General features: G+C 31.8%; 18 protein-coding genes. 7 read left to right on the forward strand and 11 right to left on the reverse strand.

Features of this window, described 5'->3' with window-relative positions:
* Positions 1-81 precede the first annotated feature (81 nt).
* From MK851_RS05420 to rpsF, 4 genes are all read right to left on the reverse strand, one after another.
* Complete coding sequence (locus MK851_RS05420; protein WP_320242113.1) at positions 82-3249, reverse strand: carboxypeptidase regulatory-like domain-containing protein; 3168 nt, start codon at positions 3247-3249, stop codon at positions 82-84.
* Between the two features lie 106 nt (positions 3250-3355).
* On the reverse strand, positions 3356-3802 hold the full coding sequence (gene rplI, locus MK851_RS05425; protein ID WP_115901608.1) for a 50S ribosomal protein L9: 447 nt from the start codon (positions 3800-3802) through the stop codon (positions 3356-3358).
* 15 nt (positions 3803-3817) lie between these two features.
* Entirely contained in the window at positions 3818-4114 is a 297-nt protein-coding gene (gene rpsR, locus MK851_RS05430; protein WP_028892048.1) for a 30S ribosomal protein S18, read from the reverse strand.
* Between the two features lie 3 nt (positions 4115-4117).
* Complete coding sequence (rpsF, locus tag MK851_RS05435) at positions 4118-4459, reverse strand: 30S ribosomal protein S6 (protein WP_099214475.1); 342 nt, start codon at positions 4457-4459, stop codon at positions 4118-4120.
* A gap of 123 nt (positions 4460-4582) precedes the next feature.
* On the opposite strand from rpsF, the gene MK851_RS05440 reads away from it, so the two are divergent.
* The gene (locus MK851_RS05440) at positions 4583-5479 is read left to right on the forward strand and encodes a sterol desaturase family protein (RefSeq protein WP_320242126.1); all 897 of its coding nucleotides are present in this window, start codon (positions 4583-4585) and stop codon (positions 5477-5479) included.
* Positions 5480-5542: 63 nt separating this feature from the next.
* Here the strand turns inward: MK851_RS05440 and MK851_RS05445 are convergent, their stop codons facing one another.
* The 3 genes from MK851_RS05445 to MK851_RS05455 all read right to left on the reverse strand — a co-directional run bounded on the left by MK851_RS05445 (position 5543) and on the right by MK851_RS05455 (position 7994).
* Entirely contained in the window at positions 5543-6604 is a 1062-nt protein-coding gene (locus MK851_RS05445; protein WP_320242127.1) for a hypothetical protein, read from the reverse strand.
* Between the two features lie 63 nt (positions 6605-6667).
* The gene (locus MK851_RS05450) at positions 6668-7447 is read right to left on the reverse strand and encodes a hypothetical protein (protein ID WP_320242128.1); all 780 of its coding nucleotides are present in this window, start codon (positions 7445-7447) and stop codon (positions 6668-6670) included.
* Positions 7434-7994: a sigma-70 family RNA polymerase sigma factor gene (locus MK851_RS05455; RefSeq protein WP_320242130.1), complete on the reverse strand. Its 561-nt coding sequence runs from the start codon at positions 7992-7994 to the stop codon at positions 7434-7436. The genes MK851_RS05450 and MK851_RS05455 overlap by 14 nt, the downstream gene beginning before the upstream one ends.
* Before the next feature lie 332 nt (positions 7995-8326).
* Here MK851_RS05455 and MK851_RS05460 point away from each other — a divergent pair, with 332 nt between their 5' ends.
* From MK851_RS05460 to MK851_RS05475, 4 genes are all read left to right on the forward strand, one after another.
* Positions 8327-10543 carry a bifunctional (p)ppGpp synthetase/guanosine-3',5'-bis(diphosphate) 3'-pyrophosphohydrolase gene (locus MK851_RS05460; RefSeq protein ID WP_320242132.1) on the forward strand — a complete coding sequence of 739 codons (2217 nt, stop codon included), beginning with the start codon at positions 8327-8329 and terminating at the stop codon, positions 10541-10543.
* A 74-nt stretch (positions 10544-10617) separates the two neighbouring features.
* Positions 10618-11067: a Fur family transcriptional regulator gene (locus MK851_RS05465; RefSeq protein ID WP_115901602.1), complete on the forward strand. Its 450-nt coding sequence runs from the start codon at positions 10618-10620 to the stop codon at positions 11065-11067.
* Between the two features lie 23 nt (positions 11068-11090).
* Complete coding sequence (locus MK851_RS05470) at positions 11091-12362, forward strand: adenylosuccinate synthase (protein ID WP_303508141.1); 1272 nt, start codon at positions 11091-11093, stop codon at positions 12360-12362.
* Positions 12363-12395: 33 nt separating this feature from the next.
* Entirely contained in the window at positions 12396-12926 is a 531-nt protein-coding gene (locus MK851_RS05475) for a DUF1572 family protein (RefSeq protein WP_320242136.1), read from the forward strand.
* Between the two features lie 55 nt (positions 12927-12981).
* On the opposite strand, the gene MK851_RS05480 is transcribed toward MK851_RS05475, so the two are convergent.
* The 4 genes from MK851_RS05480 to MK851_RS05495 form a co-directional block, all read right to left on the reverse strand.
* A complete protein-coding gene (locus MK851_RS05480; protein WP_413788383.1) occupies positions 12982-13587 on the reverse strand; it encodes an SCO family protein in 606 nt (201 codons plus the stop codon).
* 104 nt (positions 13588-13691) lie between these two features.
* The gene (locus tag MK851_RS05485) at positions 13692-14468 is read right to left on the reverse strand and encodes a formylglycine-generating enzyme family protein (protein ID WP_303508144.1); all 777 of its coding nucleotides are present in this window, start codon (positions 14466-14468) and stop codon (positions 13692-13694) included.
* A gap of 29 nt (positions 14469-14497) precedes the next feature.
* Complete coding sequence (nirK, locus tag MK851_RS05490) at positions 14498-15952, reverse strand: copper-containing nitrite reductase (RefSeq protein ID WP_320242140.1); 1455 nt, start codon at positions 15950-15952, stop codon at positions 14498-14500.
* A gap of 141 nt (positions 15953-16093) precedes the next feature.
* Complete coding sequence (locus tag MK851_RS05495) at positions 16094-17524, reverse strand: aspartate aminotransferase family protein (protein ID WP_320242143.1); 1431 nt, start codon at positions 17522-17524, stop codon at positions 16094-16096.
* A gap of 138 nt (positions 17525-17662) precedes the next feature.
* Here MK851_RS05495 and MK851_RS05500 point away from each other — a divergent pair, with 138 nt between their 5' ends.
* Positions 17663-19303, forward strand: coding sequence for an OstA-like protein (locus MK851_RS05500; RefSeq protein WP_320242144.1), 1641 nt, complete (start codon positions 17663-17665; stop codon positions 19301-19303).
* 5 nt (positions 19304-19308) lie between these two features.
* Positions 19309-20487 carry an aspartate aminotransferase family protein gene (locus tag MK851_RS05505; RefSeq protein ID WP_320242147.1) on the forward strand — a complete coding sequence of 393 codons (1179 nt, stop codon included), beginning with the start codon at positions 19309-19311 and terminating at the stop codon, positions 20485-20487.
* Positions 20488-20772 lie beyond the last annotated feature (285 nt).

Raw genomic sequence — 20772 nt, forward strand, 5'->3', positions numbered from 1 at the left:
CTTTATCACAAAATATTCAGGCAAAAAGCAAAAAAACCACTCAAAAAATGAGTGGCTTTATAAGCCTTTTGTTCTTATTTATTAAAATATGTAACGTAATCCTATTTGCATTTGCCAACGAGACAATAAACTAGAGTCAAAGCCAAATGTTTTTATAGAGTTTGGAGTAAATGAATATGTAGGAGTGTTACCTGCGTCTAAACTAACACCTAAAGGCTGTAAATTATTAGGTTGCTGAACCACTCCCCAATCAGAATTTAGTAAATTTCCTACATTTAATATATCAAGACTTAATTGGATTGTATTTTGTTTTTCATCAGAAACATTAAAATTAAAGTCTTGTAATATTTTTAAATCCCATTTGCCTCTCCATGGCGCTAAAGCTCCGTAACGTTCAACATACTGCCCTCTAATTCCTTTTAAATAATCATCTTGCTGTATGTAACTTTCAAAAGCTGCTGCTTGGGCAGGGTCACTAAATTGCATTTGATTTACTTCTGAACTAGTCGGAACATATAATAAATCATTTACAGCTGAACCATCATTATTAATATCTCCTCCATAAGTATAATTAAACCTTCCTCCTTGTGCATACTCAAAGAAAGTTGAGATAGTTGTTGCAAACTTATCTCCTCCATAAGTAAACTTTTTAGAAAGTATACCAATAACTCTATGCGTATCACCATATTTAGAATATGATAAGATGTCGTTATTTGCATTTCCTACAACAGGATTAAATGCAAAAGCATCTCCGGTGATTTCTGCTTCAATTGAGTTTACATCCTGTGCATTTAAGTAATTATAGGCTACACTTGTATACAACCCGTTATCAAAAGTTTTTTGAAGCTTTAAAGAAGCATTCCAAACACGACCTTTATCAGAGTTTGTAAATACGTAAGCATTATTTCCTTTATCACTTCCGTCATATATTTCTCTAGTATCAAATGGCGTATTTAAAGTAGCACTAGGTTCTCTTAATCCCCAGTTTTGTACATGAGCACCATTAATGTCTTTTGTATATGAAATATCTGTAGTTGCTATAATTCCATTTTCAAATTTCCAATCTAAACCTAAGTTTGTTCTCCATACTTGAGGAAATTTAAAATCTGGATCAACCAATTGGAAAAAACCATCATCTGCTCCACTTACCTGATTTCCAATCCACACAAAAGGTAAACGTCCTGTGAATACACCTGAACCTCCACGAAGCTGCATCGTATTATCTTCTTTTACATCCCAATTAAAACCTACTCTTGGTGAAATTAACCATTGATTTGTAGGCATTTTGGTTGAAAGTAATTGTTGTTCTTCACCTGTATTAGGGTTGTAGTACAATACTGAATTATCTCTTGTTGCGCCATTATCAGTATCTATAAATTTCTGAATCAAACTAGAAGTATTGAAATACAAAGGTTTATCAAAACGAACACCATACGTTAACTTAAACTTATCGTTCACTTCCCATTCATCTTGTACATAAAAAGCTAACTGACCTACATTTAATTCAGATAATTTCCAACCGCCGTCTACTCCTACTCCTGCTGCATTTTGAGCATCATATCTGCTTTTTGCATAAGCTAAATTAGTCGCTAAAATACCATTGGGATCAGCTGCATCATTTAAAAAGTTAGCCATATTAGGATATGGTCCTCCAAAACCTGGAATATTAAATGTTCCTCTATACGGAAAGGTTCCGAAATTATCATAAGCCCCTAGATTAAATGAGTTTTCAAATTCAAATTGTTCAAATGAAAAACCAACTGTATATGTATGATCTCCTTTGAAAAAATTCATATTATTAGTCAATTGAAAAACTCGTTGATCTAGTGTATTGTGAATAGAAAAAGGCTCATGACCGGCTATAATATAATTACTACCGCTACCATCTTCAATAGAAATTACAGGTGCAGGTGCAGATAAAGGGTTTCTAAAATCATCAAAATACGTATACCCTATTTGTAACTTGTTGGTTGTTGTTTCTGATAAGTTAGAGTTTAGCTCTAGCTGAAAAGAGTTTAGATTATTATTAATTTCGTACCCAGAATTTTCAAATTGTAAGGTAGAAAAACTAGGTCCTCTATTACCTAAAGCTGTTGGGTGAGCTGGAGTTTCTTTTGAAGCTCTTAAAAAGTTATAAATTAACGCTAATCTATTTTTATCGTTAATATTCCAATCTAACTTAAAAATTCCTTTAGTTGATTCCGAACCATAGGTAAATCCTTTATAAGCTCCTGTATCATATCCTAAATCGGCTAACGCATCACGGACAGCTATCATATCAGATTCTAATACTCTAGATTCATTAATAGTACCACTACCTGTGTTTGGCAACCAACCAGCTGTACCTAAATCTTCTCTATCATCTTTTTCAAAATTTGCAAAGAAAAATAACTTATCTTTAATTAAAGACCCTCCTAAACTAATTCCATATTGACTTTGGCTTAACTTAGGTTTTACGACTTTCTGCCCTTTAATTTTACCTCCAGTCATATCTTGATTTCTGTAAAACCCATAAACTGTACCTGTAAATTCGTTAGTACCACTTTTGGTTACAGCATTTACAGAAGCACCTGTAAACCCTGATAAAGTTACATCATACGGCGCTGTAGAAACTGAAATTTGTTCAATTGCATCTAACGATATTGGTTGTGATCCTGTTTGTCCTCCTGGTGTTGGTGAATCTAAACCAAAAGGGTTATTAAAAATAGATCCGTCTAATGAAAAGTTATTGAACTGATCATTTCTTCCTCCAAATGAATTTCCACTCGCAGTTGGTTCTAAACGCGTAAAATCTGCAGCAGAACGTGATATAGTTGGTAAGGTTTTTAACTGAACAGCACTTACACTAGTTTGTGCTCCTGTTCTATCATTATTAAAAACTTTACTTCTTGAAGAAGAAATAACAACTTCTTCTAATTCCTCTCCATCCTCAGATAAAATACCGTCAATATTGGTTGTTTTACCTAAAGTTAAATAAATGTTGGTTACTTCTTGCGATTCAAACCCTATATAACTAAACGTTACTTTATATGGCCCTCCTACTCTTAAATTAGGTATGGTATATCTACCATTATCTTGAGCTACAGCTCCTGATATAGTACCTGTTGGCTCATGCAAAACGACAATGTTAGCACCAAACAAAGGTTCACCTTGATTGTCTGTTACAACTCCTTTTATTTTTGATGTGGTTACCTGGGAATAGATGGATAAACTCAAAAAAACAAAAGAAAAAATTAGTATTTTTTTCATAATAGTTCTGATTTTGTTTATGTTACATCTCAAATTTAAGCATAAAAAAAATCCGCTCGACCGAGCGGATTTATTCTTTATTAACATGTATTTAACAATTTAGTTACTATTCAGCAACCACTTCAAATACGATGTCAGCTACAACAGCTCTGTGTAAACGTACAGCAGCATTGTATTTTCCTAATCTTTTTACGTTACCTCCAGTAACTTTGATAAATTTCTTATCTACTTCAGTACCTGCTTTAGCTAATGCTGCAGCAACATCAATGTTGTTTACTGAACCAAATAATTTATCTCCAGAACCTACTTTAGAAGCTATTTTGATTTCATAACCTTTAACAGTTTCAGCTATTTTGTTAGCGTCTTCTATTAATTTAGCTTCTTTATAAGCACGTTGCTTTAAGTTTTCTGCTAATACTTTTTTAGCTGAAGAAGTAGCTAAAATTGCATATCCATGAGGTATTAGGTAGTTACGTCCATAACCATTCTTAACAGTTACAACATCGTCTTTAAAACCTAAGTTTTCTACGTCTTGTTTTAATATCAATTCCATGTTTCTACTTCTTTATTATTTTAACATATCTCCAACGTAAGGCATTAAAGCTAAGTGACGGGCTCTCTTAATAGCTTGAGCCACTTTACGTTGATATTTTAATGATGTTCCTGTTAAACGTCTTGGTAAAATTTTACCTTGTTCGTTTACTAAATACATTAAGAAGTCTGCATCTTTGTAATCGATGTATTTAATACCGTTTTTCTTGAAACGACAGTATTTAGCTTCCTTTTTAGTTTCGATATCAAGCGGAGTTAAGTAACGTACTTCTCCTTGCTTGTTTCCTTTTGCTTGTTGTTCTATAGATGCCATTTCTTACTTTTTTGCAGATTTAACACGGTTTCTTCTCTTTTCAGCCCAAGCTGCAGCATGCTTATCTAACTTTACAGTTAAATAACGCATAACGCTATCGTCACGTCTAAACTCTAATTCAAACGGAGCAATTGCATCACCTGCTACTTTGTACTCAAATAAGTGGTAAAATCCACTTTTTTTCTTCTCGATTGGATACGCTAATTTTTTTAAGCCCCAATCTTCTTTAGAAATCATTTCTGCACCTTTAGAAAGTAAATAGTCCTCAAACTTCTTTACTGCTTCCTTTATCTGAGTTTCAGATAAAACGGGATTCAAAATGAAAACAGTTTCGTAATGATTCATAATTAAATTATTTAAAATTTATTTTTAAGCCTGCAAATATACTGCTTTTTAATCCATAAACAAACTCTATTACTTAAATAATTTAATGATTTTGTGTACGTTTGTAACTAAACACCCTTTTTTATGCAAATCCCTGAAATCCCTAATTTGGTTCATTACGCTATTCCCTTTTTTATTTTGACTGTTATTATAGAAATTATATTAACGGTTAAAGTAAAATTAGAAGATTATGAGTTTAAAGATGCAACTACTTCTATTATTATGGGATTAGGTAATGTTTTTATAGGATTACTTACAAAAGGATTAATTTTTGGAGTGTTTTTCTTTTTATATCAATACCGATTGTTCACTATCTCTTTTACTTGGTGGGCTTGGTTGATTTTATTATTTGCTGAAGATTTTGCGTACTACTGGAATCATAGGATTGCACATGAGAGTAGACTATTTTGGGCGAGCCATGTGGTGCATCATTCTTCAACAAAATATAATTTAAGTACGGCGTTACGCCAAACTTGGTCAGGTAGTTTTTATACATTTATATTTTGGGCGCCACTAGCAATTATAGGATTTCATCCATTAATGATAGTTACTCAAATGAGTATTAGTTTATTATATCAATACTGGATTCATACCGAGCTCATTGATAAACTACCTAAATGGTTTGAAGCTGTTTTTAATACACCAAGTCACCATAGAGTACATCATGCTACCAACCCTCAATATTTAGACAGAAATCATGCAGGAATCTTTATTATTTGGGATAAACTTTTTGGAACTTTTGAACCTGAAGTTGAAAAACCGGTATATGGTTTAGTTAAAAACATCAATACTTACAACCCTATTAAAGTGGCTTTTATTGAATGGTACAATATGTTTAACGATGTTTTTACCAGTAAAACTACACTAAGAAAAAGATTACTGTATTTTTTTAAACCTCCTGGTTGGAAACACGACGGTACTGGAAAGCTTTCAATGCATTTACGTAAAGAATGGGAAGAAAATAAAAAAGGAGAAGTTTAAACTTCTCCTTTTTTATTGTCACCTCCAAAGGCATATAATTCCCCGAGGTTTGCCTTAATTTTACTAATTAATATCAAATCGAACTCCTAATGAAATATTTCTTGTATCAGTATCTTTAAATAATGGATTTAAATCATATTTAGCATATAACCCAATTCCTTGGTAAGCAACATAAGCACTTAATCCGTAGTTATATTTATTCATATTAAAATTATTCTTCTGAACTTCTTCAACAGTAACTCCTTGCGCATTTTTGTATTCTAAATATTGGCGAGTTCCTAATTTAAAACCAAAGAAACCTCCTACTCCCACACGTAATCCTTTATCTGTTCTATCGACAACTTCTCCATCAGAATACTTTTTGTTTTTTGAAAAATCAAATTCTAAATGCATAGGAAATGACATTTGTACATGACGTAACCTACTTTCAGAAAGTTGCTCTGGATGAACATTCAAACTCGTTTCTTCTCCATTTACAACATGATATTGATTATTTTCAGCTCTTAAATTATTCCACAGAAAAGATAAACCATATTTAAAATATGTTTTTGATGGTTCTTTCGATAAACGTGTTTTCCAAGTAAAACCTAACTCATAAAAGTGCGATTGCCAAAACTTATAGTCTGAATCGTCTAAAGAACTTAACCTATTATTTGTTACTATATTATTTACACCTAAAGCAAAAACAAACTGTGTTGCGGTCCTTTTTTTTCTTCTTTTCTTTTCTTTTTCTATGTCATCCTTAGAAAAATCTAATTTAAACTTAGCTCCTGCTATATTAAAAGTACTTTCGGTTAAACTTTCTTCATTACTAAATATTTTACCATCAATTTTGTCTTGGACAAGTTGTTGTAGTTTTTGTTCTTGAAAACTAGCTTTTTTCTCTATTTGAGCTGCGTGATAAACCGCTGCTTCTTTTTTTAATGCTGTTGCTTCATTAAAAGATATTGTATTCTTTTCTAATTTTGCATTAATCTCTTTTATTTTAACCTTTAAAGAGTCTTTTTGCTGCTTAGTAATACTATCAATACTCTTTGAAATTTTCTTGACTTCTTTTTCAAATACTTTTTCTTGAGATTGGGCAATAGTTGTTACAAACAACACTAACAATAGTATTCTTTTCATTTTAATAATTTTAAATTGATAATAATTTGGAATGGTTAATTATCGATAATTAAATAAGTGCTTTTATTTATTTCTCTCTACAATTGCTACAGCAATATCGGATATTCTTGATTTTAGTTTTTGCATAAAGTTTCCCTTAAACTCTTCATCATCAATCGTTCTTTCAACTTCAGCTAAAATAATATTTGGATCTATTTTTAAGTTTGACTTTTTCAGTTCATCTTCAATAGTTTTTAACACATCTTCTCTCTTTACTTTATGCTTTGCATAGTATTCTTTAACCTCTTCAGGACTATGTGTTACTGCAAATAGTAAGTCATCGCTATTTACTCTAACTCTTGAATTAAGTTCTTTCTTTTTTGTTTCTATTGGCTTATCCAATTTCCCTACTACTACTTCTTCTTTTGATAGTTCTTCTTTTTGGATGTTTTTAAAGACTTTATCTTCTTCTTTTAAGGTAGAACTCTTAATTACAGTAATTTTCTTCTTCTTCTTTAATTGTTTTTCTTGTTGATTTTCTTCTGTCTGCACTACAGCTTCACCTGTATTTCTAAGGAACTTTTCTATGCCTTTATTATTAATTTTTGGTGTATCAATTGGAGTATCAACTATAACATCTTCAATTGGTGCTTTTGACTCAGAGTCTATAAAATAGAAGGCTACAAGGTTTATTAACAAAGCAAAACCTGCTGCATACCCTAGGTATAAAAACCAATTCCTTTTTTTTGTTACTTCTCTACTATCTAAACGAGTCTCTAACCTTTCCCATGCTGAATTAGATGGTTTTAGTTCTCTGTTTTTAAGCTTTTCAGCTATATGCTTATCAATATTATTGCTTGACATTTCTTACTTTATTAATTTTCTCGTAGCTTGCTTGTAAACATTTACGAGCTTTAAATAATTGTGACTTAGAGGTACTTTCAGAAATTTGTAATTTTTCTGCAATCTCTGAATGTTTATATCCTTCAATAGCATATAAATTAAAAACTAACTTATATCCTTCAGGTAATTCATCTATTAGCTTTTGTATATCTTCTACCGATGTATTTTCAAGACTTTCTGTTGCAGCATCATTAAAAACAAAGTCTTCACCTGATACTTGAACAGGGTTCTTTTTTCGCAAATAACTTATACAGGTATTTACCATAATTCTACGAATCCAGCCTTCAAAGCTCCCCATTTCTTTAAACTTCTCAATATTGGTAAAAACCTTAAAAAAGCCCTGTAGCATTAAATCTTCTGCATGATGTAAATCTTTTACATACTGCCTGCAAACTCCTAACATTTTTGGAGAATGTTGCTCAAATATTAGTTGCTGAGCTTCTCTACTTTGTTTTTTTGCTTGTTTTATAAGCGAAGCTTCTTTGTTATGTAATGAAATAATTTTCAAATCAATAGGTACATTTTTTTATAGCCTTACAAATATAAAGACGACCGAACTTGAAAAAAGGTTGCCTGAAAAATAAAAAAACCTCCGAACTTGTTATAAGACCGGAGGTTCAAATACCATAATTAAATGATATTTCAGGGGGGACTAGCTCTTTTTGTGTCTCCTCTGAATTATGTGGCAAAGTTATACTATATCAACAAATATATTTACAGGAAAAAACCTAGATATACATTAAAAATTCATTTAAAAACATTTTCTTACAAAACTTGCCCAATATAATTCTTTGCACTACTTTTATTATAAACCTAATAAGTATAAAGAGTTTTTATTATATGAATTATAATGCAACGATAGAGGAAGAAAACAAAGAAATAGCAAATAGGTATAAAAACTTATTAAAAGGTACATATCAAACGTTATCAGAAAATGATAAAAAATTGATACGTAAAGCTTTTGATATTGCTGTAGAAGCACATTCTGAACAACGTAGAAAATCAGGTGAACCTTATATTTACCATCCTATTTCTGTGGCAAAAATCGTTGCTGATGAAATAGGTTTAGGAGCCACTTCTATTGCTGCTGCCCTACTTCATGATGTTGTGGAAGACACCCACTATACAATTGATGATATGGAACGCTTGTTTGGTGAAAAAATTGCTCGTATTGTTAGCGGACTCACTAAAATTTCTAATTTAAAAAAGGATCAAGATTTCTCTATACAAGCAGAGAATTTTAGAAAAATGTTACTTACCCTGAATGATGATGTCCGAGTAATACTGATTAAAATAGCTGATAGGTTACACAATATGCAAACTATGGATTCTATGCCACCTCACAAGCAGGTAAAAATAGCATCTGAGACCTTGTATATCTATGCCCCATTAGCTCATCGTTTAGGGCTTTATAACATAAAAACTGAGTTGGAAGACCTAGGATTAAAATATACCGAACCTGATGTTTATAAGGATATTTTAATTAAAATTAAAGATAGTAAAGAAGATCAACAAAAATATATTGATAGCTTTACTAGTGTTTTAAATGAAGCCTTAAATAAAGAAGGCTTTAATTATGAAATAAAAGGACGTTTTAAATCTATTTTTTCTATCCGTAGAAAAATGCGTAAGCAAAACGTAACTTTTGATGAAGTGTACGATAAGTTTGCGATTCGTATTATTTACAAACCTACTTCTGACGATGAAAAGTTCGATGCTTGGAAAATATACTCTATAGTTACTGATTTTTTCAAACCAAACCCTGCCAGATTAAGAGATTGGATTTCACAACCAAAATCAACAGGATATGAAGCATTACACATAACAGTAATTGGACCTCAAGCTAAATGGGTTGAAGTTCAAATTCGTTCTGAAAGAATGGATGAAATTGCTGAAAAAGGTTATGCTGCCCACTTTAAATACAAGCAAGGCTCTGTAAAAGAAAATGGCTTAGAAGGATGGTTAAATCGTTTAAAAGAAAGTTTAGAAAACCAGAGTTTAGACGCTGTAGACTTTGTTGAAGACTTTAAATTGAATCTTTATGCTAAAGAAATTTATGTATTTACTCCAAAAGGAGACCTAAAATCACTTCCTAAAGGAGCTTCAGCATTAGACTTTGCCTTTTCTGTACATACCGATGTTGGATTAAAGTGTCGTGGAGCCAAAGTAAACGGAAAATTAGTGCCATTAAGTCACGAATTAAAAAGTGGAGATCAGGTAGAAGTGCTTACCGCCTCTAACAACAAACCTAATGTGCGTTGGTTAGACTTTGTTATTACAGCTAGAGCGCGTGCTAAAATAAAATCAGCTTTAAAAGCAGAAGAAAAGAAAATAGCAGAAGAAGGAAAAGCTATTTTACAACGAAAACTACGTCATTTAAAAATTAACTCAAATGAAAAAGTTATTCATGAGTTAGCTAGCTATTTCGGCTTAAAAACTAGTTTCGATTTATTTTATCGAGTTGGTAATGGCGCTATAGACAATACACAACTCAAGGAGTTTATTGCTCAAAGAAGTAACCGTATTATGGGCTTTATTAAAAGTACCTTTAGACGTTCTCCTTCAAAAGAAATATCCGAAAAAGAAGAGGTTACTAATAAATATGATGCCTTAGTTTTTGGTAAAGAAGAACAAACATTAGATTATACTCTGGCAAAATGCTGTTCACCTATTCCTGGCGATAAAGTTTTTGGTTTTGTAACTATTAACGAAGGAATTAAGGTACATAAAAACGATTGTCCTAATGCTATTTCGCTACAGTCAAACTATGCCTACAGAATTATACCTGCGAAGTGGATTGATTCTACCAAGCAAGAGTTTACAGTTATTTTACACCTTTCTGGTATTGATAATAAAGGAATTGTTAACAACATTACCAAAATAATTTCTAATAGTATGGATGTGTTTATTCATAGTATAAATATTTCTGGAGATAATGGTGTGTTTGAAGGAAAGCTATCGTTAAGTGTAAAAAATAAAACCCAACTTGATAAATTAATTAATAACATGAAACAAGTAGAAGGCCTTCAAAAAGTTGAGCGTGTTAATACTTTGTAAATTTCGTTTTTAACATCCTTGTATTTTATCAAGAAATAAACGTAAATTTGTCCTTTCGTAAAATTTAAAAATAAATGAGTAATTCAGCCGAAAATCAAGAAATTGTAAAAAAAGTATTCACTTCTTTCTTAGAAGAGAATAAACACCGTAAAACACCAGAACGTTACGCTATTTTACAAGAGATTTACGATGCTGAAGAACATTTTGACATAGAATCTTTATACATTAAGATGAAAAATAAAAACTATCGTGTTAGTAGAGCTACACTTTACAATACGATAGATTTATTGTTAGACTGTGGATTGGTTCGTAAACATCAATTTGAAGGGCAATCAATGGCGCGCTACGAAAAAAGTTACTTCGATAAAAATCACGATCATGTAATACTTACAGATAGTGGCGAAGTAAAAGAATTTTGCGACCCCCGAATTCAAATTATCAAAAAAACAATTGAAGATGTTTTTGATATAGATATTCATAACCACTCACTTTATTTCTACGGAACAAAAAGAAACAACAAATAAAAACACACTTAACAACACACTAAATGGCAGTAGATTTATTACTCGGACTACAATGGGGAGACGAGGGAAAAGGTAAGATTGTAGACGTTTTAACAAAAAACTACGATATAATTGCACGTTTTCAAGGAGGTCCAAATGCTGGTCACACGCTAATTTTTGACGGAAACAAGCATGTACTACATACTATTCCATCTGGAATTTTTCATAAAACAGCTTTAAATGTAGTAGGTAACGGAGTGGTTATTGACCCTGTTATCTTTCAAAAAGAATTAGAGAATTTAGATACGCATAACATTGATTATACTTCTAAATTATTAATTTCTCGAAAAGCGCACTTGATTTTACCAACGCACCGATTATTAGACGCAGCTTCTGAAACTTCAAAAGGAAAAGCTAAAATAGGATCTACATTAAAAGGAATTGGACCAACATACATGGACAAAACTGGTAGAAATGGAATGCGTGTGGGTGATTTAGAATTAGACAACTGGAAAGAAAAATATAGAGCTTTAACTGAAAAGCACTTAAGTATGTTAGCATACTTTGATGTTCAAATCGATTATGATTTAGACGAGTTAGAAGCTGAATTTTCTAGAGGAATTGAAAAATTAAAAACATTACAGTTTATTGATTCTGAAGAATTTTTAAACAGCGCTATTAAAGAAGGTAAAACTATTTTAGCTGAAGGAGCTCAAGGATCGTTATTAGATATCGATTTTGGAACATATCCTTTCGTAACTTCTTCAAATACCACTGCTGCTGGTGCTTGTACTGGTTTAGGAGTTGCTCCTAATAGAATTGGTGAAGTTTTCGGTATTTTTAAAGCATACACTACTCGTGTAGGTTCTGGACCTTTCCCAACAGAGTTATTTGACGAAGACGGAGCTACTATGGCTGAAGTTGGTCATGAGTTTGGAGCTACAACTGGACGTGCTCGTCGTTGTGGATGGTTAGATTTAGTTGCGTTAAAATATGCTGTTGATGTAAACGGTGTTACACAATTAATGATGATGAAAGGTGATGTTTTATCTGGTTTTGACACTTTAAAAGTTTGTACTTCTTACAATTACAAAGGTGAAGAAATTTCTCATTTACCTTATAATATTGAACCAGAAAACGTAAGTGTAAACTATACTGAATTCAAAGGTTGGGAAGATGATTTAACAAAAATGAATTCTTCTGATGAATTACCTCAAAACTTATTAAATTACATCTCGTTTATTGAAAAAGAAACGGGTGTACCTGTAAAAATAGTTTCAGTAGGACCTGATAGAAAACAAACAATTAATAGATAAAAATTTAAAGGAGCTCAATTGAGCTCCTTTTTTATGATGATAAAAGAATATTTAGAAAATATCACTACTCAATTTAAATCATATAAAGAAGTAGCTGATAAAGCGATTGCCCAACTAGAAGAAAAAGACGTACACTGGAAATACAATGAAGAAAGCAATAGTATAGCTGCTATTATTGTGCATGTATCAGAAAATATGTTGTCGCGTTGGACAGATTTTTTTACTTCTGATGGAGAAAAAGAATGGAGAGATAGAGATGCTGAGTTTGAAACTCATGATTTATCAAAAAAAGAATTGATAGCTCAATGGGAAAAAGGATGGGATTCCCTTTTTTCAGCGTTAGATTCATTAAATGAAGAAAACTTCAATCAACCTATACTTATAAGAAATAAACAAGTTAAGTTAATTGAAAGCACTACAAGGCAAATAGCTCATTACCCTTATCATATTGGTCAAATAGCCTATATTGGTAAAATGATTTTAAATGACAAATGGCAAACGGCTTCGATTGCCAAAGGAAAGTCTAAAGAGTTTATACAGACTCAATTTGACAAAAACAAATAAAAAAAACGTCTTTTAGAAATTTCTAAAAGACGTTTTTAATTAGAAAACATGGCAGCTAATTTTTTACTGTTTCCAAAATACTTGCTACTGTTTCTTTGTTATCTACCCCCAAACCTTCTTGTTGATGCACTAACTCTCCTTCTGGGTTAAATACACTTATAATATTTGAGTGTGAAAAATCTAATGGAGAAATTTGTTTGTATTTCACAGCTAGTACATTCGCAAACTCTCTAACTGATTCTTCTGTACCTTGTAAAAAAGTCCAATGCTCATCATCCATAAAGTTTTCTTTCGCAAAAGCCTTTAATCGTTCTGGGGTATCGTTTTTAGGGTCTATACTAATTAAAACGTATTGTAAGTCTTCGTTATATTCTTTAGGTATTTTAGCCTCAATATTACGCATATCAGCAACCAATCTGGGACAAGCAGCTTTACATGTAGTATAAATCATTACCATTACCAAAGTTTTCCCTCTTAAATCTTCTAAATGAATCCTTTTATTCTCTTCAGTTTTCCATTCTGATGTTAAATTGAATATAGAACTTTCAGAAATATCAGTAGCTAGTTCTTTAGCATCATTTTGATTCTTTTGTGCTAAATCCATTTTACAAACAGGGCAACTCCCTCCTTCTACATACATTTTATCTCCCTCACAAAGCATAGGACATTCATATACAGTTGCCAAATTCGTATTGTTTTTCTCTTTTTTACAAGAACTTAATAACGTAATTGAAAAAAGAAATATCATTATATATTTTACTACTTTCATTGTGCTGTATTTTTATCTTTTACACATCTAAAACCTAAGTTTCGCATTGTGTATTTAGCTTTTAAACTTCCACGGGTAGCATAGCGCATAAAAGCTGCATAATTCATTAAATCTGTCGACCCAATTGCTGCACTACCGCAGAATAAATTACTATCATTATCAACATCTTTTCTAGATTCTCCTGACACTAATACCGAATTAAAATCGGATGTCCATTCCCAAACTAAGCCATGCATATCATACACTCCCCAATAGTTTTTAAAAGTTGAACCTATAATATTATTAAATGTTCTTGGTTTTTCATACCATCCTAAAATGTATTCATTGTATGTTTTTAAGGTTCTTGCATCTGCTAATTTTTGATTAGCCATTCCTACATATTCCCATTCATCAACTGTAGGCAAACGTTTTCCTTTATTTTCACAATAACATTTGGCTGCAAACCATGAAATATTGGTAACCGGTGATTTTAATTTAAGATTACCTCCTATTTCAGTATCATTTTTCCAATTAATAAGGTAACTTTTATCTGCAAACAGCTTAATTACTTTAGATTTTCTCCATTTTGGATTTTCTTTTACAAACTGTAAAAAGTCTTCATTAGTTACAGGATGTACATCCATAAAAAAATCTTGAATAGTTACTCTTGCTGAATCTCTTCCGTACAAAGGAATATAATCACCTCCTTTAATGGGAACCATTTTAGATTGACAATTCATATTGGAAATGCCTAAGAAAAATATACAAATTGTCAATCTTAAAATAGTTTTCATTTCTTTTAATTTAGAGTTTAACTATGCTTTTAATGAGCACTTCTTACTTCTAAGACAGTATTTACACTAACATTTGTTTTATTGTTACCCCAAGAATTGTAAACATAAGTAAGAACATCTGCTACTTCTTGATCGTTTAAAGCTTGTTTGGTCATTACACTATTATACTTTTGACCATTTACTGTTATTTCTCCTGTTTTACCGTGTAAAACAATATCAATAGCTCTCTTTACATTAGCATTTAAATAATCTGATTTTGCTAAAGGAGGAAATGCATTTGGAATTCCTTCTCCGTTCGCTTGGTGACATGCAAAGCAGGTTTTTGTATAAATTTGTTTTCCGTCTGCTATTTTTTGTGCTAATGATTTATCATGTGGTTTTGCTACAACCTCTTCTTCTTTACCATTAGGCATTTCTTGAATAGTACCTCCTTCAGGATTGTAAATTCCCTCTTGTTTTACTCCTGAATAAATTTTCTTTTTCTCTTCACCTTTTACTTTCAACATTCCTAAAGCTCCTTTGTTAAAAGCTCTAAAAATAGCATGGTCTACTAAAATAAACGTCCCAGGAACATCTACTTTAAAATCCACAATAGCAGCCCCACCTGCTGGTATTGATGTTGTTTGTACATCTTTATTAATTACAGAACCTCCTTCAATATGAACATTGTCAAAAATTTCACCAATTACGTGAAAAGACGACGTTAAATTAGGTCCACCATTACCAACAAATAAACGTACTGTTTCTCCTACATTAGCAGTAATTGCATTATCACCCGTTAAAGCTCCTACGCTTCCGTTAAACACTACATAATCGGCATCTTCTTTTACTGCTTTTCTCATATCAAAAGCCTGTAAACCTGGTTCTCCATTCTCTCCCTTTGTATAGAAATCACCTTGCATAATATAGTATTCTTTATCTACTTTTGGTAGTCCTCCTTCTGGTTCCACTAAAATTAAACCATACATTCCGTTAGCAATATGCATTCCTACAGGCGCAGTAGCACAGTGATACACATATAACCCAGGGTTTAAAGCTTTAAATGAAAATGTTTTTTCATGACCAGGAGCTACAAAAGAAGAAGTTGCTCCTCCACCTGGACCTGTTACTGCATGTAAATCAATATTATGAGGTAATCTATTATCTGGGTGATTTGATAGTGTAAATTCTACTTCATCTCCTACTCTAGTTCTTATAAAACTTCCTGGAACTGAACCACCAAACGTCCAGTACACATATTCTACACCATCTGTCATAGTTCCTTCTTTTTCAAGAATCTCCATGTTTACTAGTAACTTTTTAGCAGTTCTGTTACCTACAGGCACTGGAACATGAGGTGGAGCTGTTAATTCTGCTTCTATAGTTCCTTTAATTACTATACCTGAAGCATCTTTCATGGCTAAGCCTTCAGGTTTTTCATTTTTACAGCTTGTTATTAAAAACATAGCTGCTAAAATCATTGAAATTGTTTTCACTTGTTTCATTTCTCTCTATTGATGTAGTTATTAATACCTTTTTAATAAAAGACTTTTTTATCTTTTATTAAACAAAACTACTAACAGAAAAGCTTATGAAATATGATTTTTATCATGAAAACAAAAAAGGAGCTTTTAGCCCCTTTTTAATTATTTATCTTTTAAAATTTCTTCACCAAATTGGCTACACAGCTCCAAGGTTTCATTAATATCTCCCATTGTCGTTTTAGGGTTAATCAAACACATTCTAAGCACTACCTGTTTATTCAATATAGTAGTTACTAAAAACGCTTCTCTAGAGTCCATTATCTTTTGAGAAATTTTCTGATTTAATTTATCAATTTCTTTTTCTGATAAATTCAACCCGATAGGGTTATATCTAAAATTAATTACTGCTAAGGTTGCAGGAGAAATAATTTCCCAGTCTCTACTCTTACGTAACATTTTCTCTACATCATCAGCTAATTGAATGTTGTAAGTAACAGCTTCTTTAAAAGCGTCTAACCCATAAGTTTTAATAGACATATAAAACTTCAATGCTCTAAAACGTCTTGTTAACTGAATTCCGTAGTCGTAAAAATTAATTTCCGATTCGTTTCCTTCAATGTCTCTTAAGTACTCTGGCTTTTCACTAAAAGTACCACTTAACCAAGAAGCGTCTTTTACTAATAAACAACCAATTTCATAAGGTTGATAAAACCATTTATGCGGATCTACAGTAAGTGAATCAGCTCTTTCAATTCCTCGTAAAGCCTTTGCTCCTTTTTCAGCCAAAATTGCTGCTCCACCATATGCTCCGTCAATATGAAACCATAAATTTTCTTCTTCACAAATATCTGCTATTTCATCTAAAGGGTCTACAGTACCAGTATTTGTAGTTCCTGCAGAAGCGATATAACAAAACGGTTGTAACCCTTCTAATCGGTCTTTTGCAATCGCATTTTTTAGTTTGTTAATACTAATTCTAAACTCTAAATCAGTGGGTAAAACTCTAATTTGCTCTTTTTTAAACCCTAAAACACGAATTGCTTTAATATTTGAAGAGTGTGCCTGATCTGACAAATAAATTATGGCTTTAGAGAAATCATCACCACATTTTAAACGTCTAGCAGTAACCAAAGCTGTTAAGTTTGCCATAGAACCACCACTGGTAAAAATTCCTCCTCCTTTTTCAACAGGGAAATTATACATTTTTAGTAACCAGTTCATTGTTACAATTTCTAACTCAGCTGCTGCAGGAGAAACCATCCATCCACCAGAAAAAATATTGAATCCTGTTGCCAAACTATCTGCCATAGTACTAATAAAGTTACTAGGGCCTGGTACAAATGAATATGCTTTAGGGTGAGAAATAACGGTACTATTAGGTATTACATTATCCATCACAAAATCTAACACTTTATCAGCAGGCATACCAGCATTTGGAGCTTCTTGTAAGAAAATACTGTCCATTTCTTTTCTAGAGGCATTGGCTACAGGCTTTTTTTGCTCTAACGTAGCCCAATGTTCTGCAATTATATCAACAATTTTATATCCGTAAGATTTCATCTCTTCTTTTGATAAATCAAAATGAGCGCTCATATCTTTATAATTTTTTAATTTGTTACAAAATTAACCATTTACTAAGTGACAATCTTTTATTTATCTTGATAATTTTATTTCTTTATTAAGATTTTAGCATGTTCTTTTCATTATTTTTGTGCATTAAATCGTATTATTTTGAAAAAACTATTCCTATTAATTTTTATATTATTCTCTGTTGTAAGTTTTTCTCAAACAAAAAAAATAAAAATACTTTCTACTGAAATAAGTACTGCTGATGAAAGTAAATATCCAGGAGCTACTATACTGATAGGAAAAGTTAAAATGTCACACGAAGGGGCTACTCTAGACTGTAAAAGAGCATTACTTTATAAAGACAAAAATTTATTTAAAGCTATTGGTGAAGTAATTATTGAGCAAGGAGATAGTATTATTCAATACAGTGATTTTGCTACCTATAACGGAAACACTAAAAAGGCAAAATCTTGGGGAAATGTAGAAATAAACGATAAAGAAATGACGCTAAAAACTGATACGCTTCATTTTGATAGAATTAATCAAATATTATACTACCCAAACGGAGGAACTATCCGTGATACAAAAAACACTCTAAAAAGTGTAAAAGGAACTTATCTATTAAGAGAAAAAAAGTTTACTGCTAAAACAAAAGTAACAGTTGTAAACCCTGAAAATCATTTAGAATCTAACCATTTAGATTATTATACCAATACTAACTTAGCTTATTTATACGGGCCAAGTACCATTACTAATTTAAAAGATAGTACTAAAGTATATTCTGAAAGAGGTTTTTACGATACGAATACCGATGTTTCTTACTTTGTTAAACGCGCAAAATTGTTCTTAAAAGAACGAACCGTTTCTGCTGATAGCTTGTACTACGATAAACGTAACGGTTTTGCCTCAGCAACCAACAATATAAAAGTAGTTGATACCGTTCAAAATATGATAGCAAAAGGAAATTATGCTGAATTATACGAACTCAAAGATTCATTGTTTATAATTGATAGAGCTGTTGCTATTTCTGTATTTGAAAAAGACTCTATGCATGTTGCGGGCGATAAAATTTTATTAACAGGTAAACCTGAAAAACGAATTGCTAGAATTTTTAACAACGTAAAAATATTCAAGTCCGATTTACAGGGTAAATGTGACTCCATTCATACAAGTCAAGAAACAGGATTAACTAGAATGTTTAACAGACCTATCCTGTGGTCTAATAATAGCCAAATAACAGGTGACAGCATTCAGTTAGTATCTAATAAAGAAACAAACAAACTTGACTCTTTAAAAGTATTACAAAATGGTTTTATGATTCAACAAGACTCCGTTCATACAGAAAACTTTAATCAAATTAAAGGAAGAAATATTTATGGTAAGTTTGAAAAAGGAGAATTAAGAACAATGTTAGTTAAGGGTAATGCAGAATCTTTATACTACAGTAACAACGAAAAAACACAAGAATTAGAAACAATTACCAAAGAAATAGCAAGTGATATTGAGTTTATTTTAGAAGATGGAGAAATAATACAAACTAAATACTTTAAAAAATCTGAAGGAAAAACTTTTCCTCCTTCTGAATTCCCTTCTGACGAAAAAAAATTCAAAGGCTTTTTATGGCGAGGAGATGAACAACCCTTAACTGTGGAAGATATTTTTATAAAAGACGCTACTTCTACTGTTCCTTCAAAAAGAAAAAAACAACCTGATGTTGTAAAAGAAGCTAAGGAAATGTTTATCGAAGAAACTTCAAAAAATAAGAAAGAACAAAAAAAGCTTAATCTTAAAAAATTAAAATAATTTCTGTGAAAGACGATTTTTTTAAATACCAAGGACAAACAACCCCACATCCTTTAGCTATTGAAATTTCACACGCCAAAGGAAGTTATATTTATAATAGCAACGGAAAAGCGATGTTAGATTTTGTTGCAGGAGTTTCTGCAAATAGTTTAGGACATAACCACCCTAAGGTAAATGAAGCTATAAAAAATCAATTAGAGCAGTATACACATGTAATGGTGTATGGAGAATTTATTCAAAAACCACAATTAGAATTGTGCAAAGCTTTGGCTGCTACCTTACCTCCTAGCCTATCATCTGTTTATCTAGTAAACTCAGGTACCGAAGCTACTGAAGGTGCTCTAAAATTAGCCAAACGTTTTACAGGCAGAAGTGAAATTGTTGCCGCTAAAAATGCGTATCATGGAAATACACAAGGTGCTATGAGTGTTTGCGGTGCTGAACAACAAAACCGAGCATTTCGTCCGTTAGTTCCAGGAAGTAAGTTTATTGAATACAACAACGAAGTAGATTTAGAAAAAATCACCTCTAAAACAGCTGGTGTTATACTAGAAACCATCCAAGGAGGTGCAGGATTTATCGAACCTAAAAATGATTATTTAGCAAAAGTAAAACAACGCTGTGAAGAAGTTGGCGCCTTGTTAATTTTAGATGAAATTCAATCAGGAATTGGACGTACAGGAAAATTTTGGGGATTTGAAAATTACAACGTCACTCCAGATATTATTATTACGGGTAAAGGTTTAGGTGGCGGAATGCCAATTGGCGCTTTTATTGCTTCTTTTGAAGTAATGAACTGTTTAAAAGAGCATCCGAAATTAGGACATATTACTACGTTTGGCGGCCATCCTGTAATTGCGAGTGCTGGATTGGCGACCGTACAAGAAATCACTTCCTCTAACTTAATGGAAGAGGCCTTACGAAAAGAAAAAATTATTCGCGATGCCTTTAAGAATCATCCTACTGTCAAAGAAATTAGAGGAAAAGGATTGATGATTGCTTTATTAGTAGATACTCCTGAAGCAACCTCACAAGTTATTTTAAACTGTTTAAATAAAGGGCTAATTTTATTCTGGTTACTTTTTGAAGGTAAAGCCATTCGTATTACGCCTCCTCTAACCATTTCTGATGAAGAACTAAAAAAAGGGTGTAATCTTATATTGAGTGAATTGGATAAATTGTAGCTCACTAAAAGTTAAACACCCAAGAATTAATTATTAATAAGTAGAAACTTTAAACAACTATATTATTAGCTGAAATCCATCTTTTTTGGTATAGACTAGCCAAAAAATATTAGAAACATCTACATTAATTGGATGTTCACTTTTATCAAAAGCTTTAATTATTAGTTTTTATTAAATAGGATTCATTATCAATTTTGATATAAGCCATAGCTCCTTTTCCTTTTGTTAGCTTTCCTAAGTTAGAACTTCTTAGTTTTTTAATACATTTTTATTTTGTTTTTATAT

It is taken from the genome of Tenacibaculum sp. 1B UA (assembly GCF_033978845.1).
Classification (GTDB): Bacteria; Bacteroidota; Bacteroidia; order Flavobacteriales; family Flavobacteriaceae; genus Polaribacter.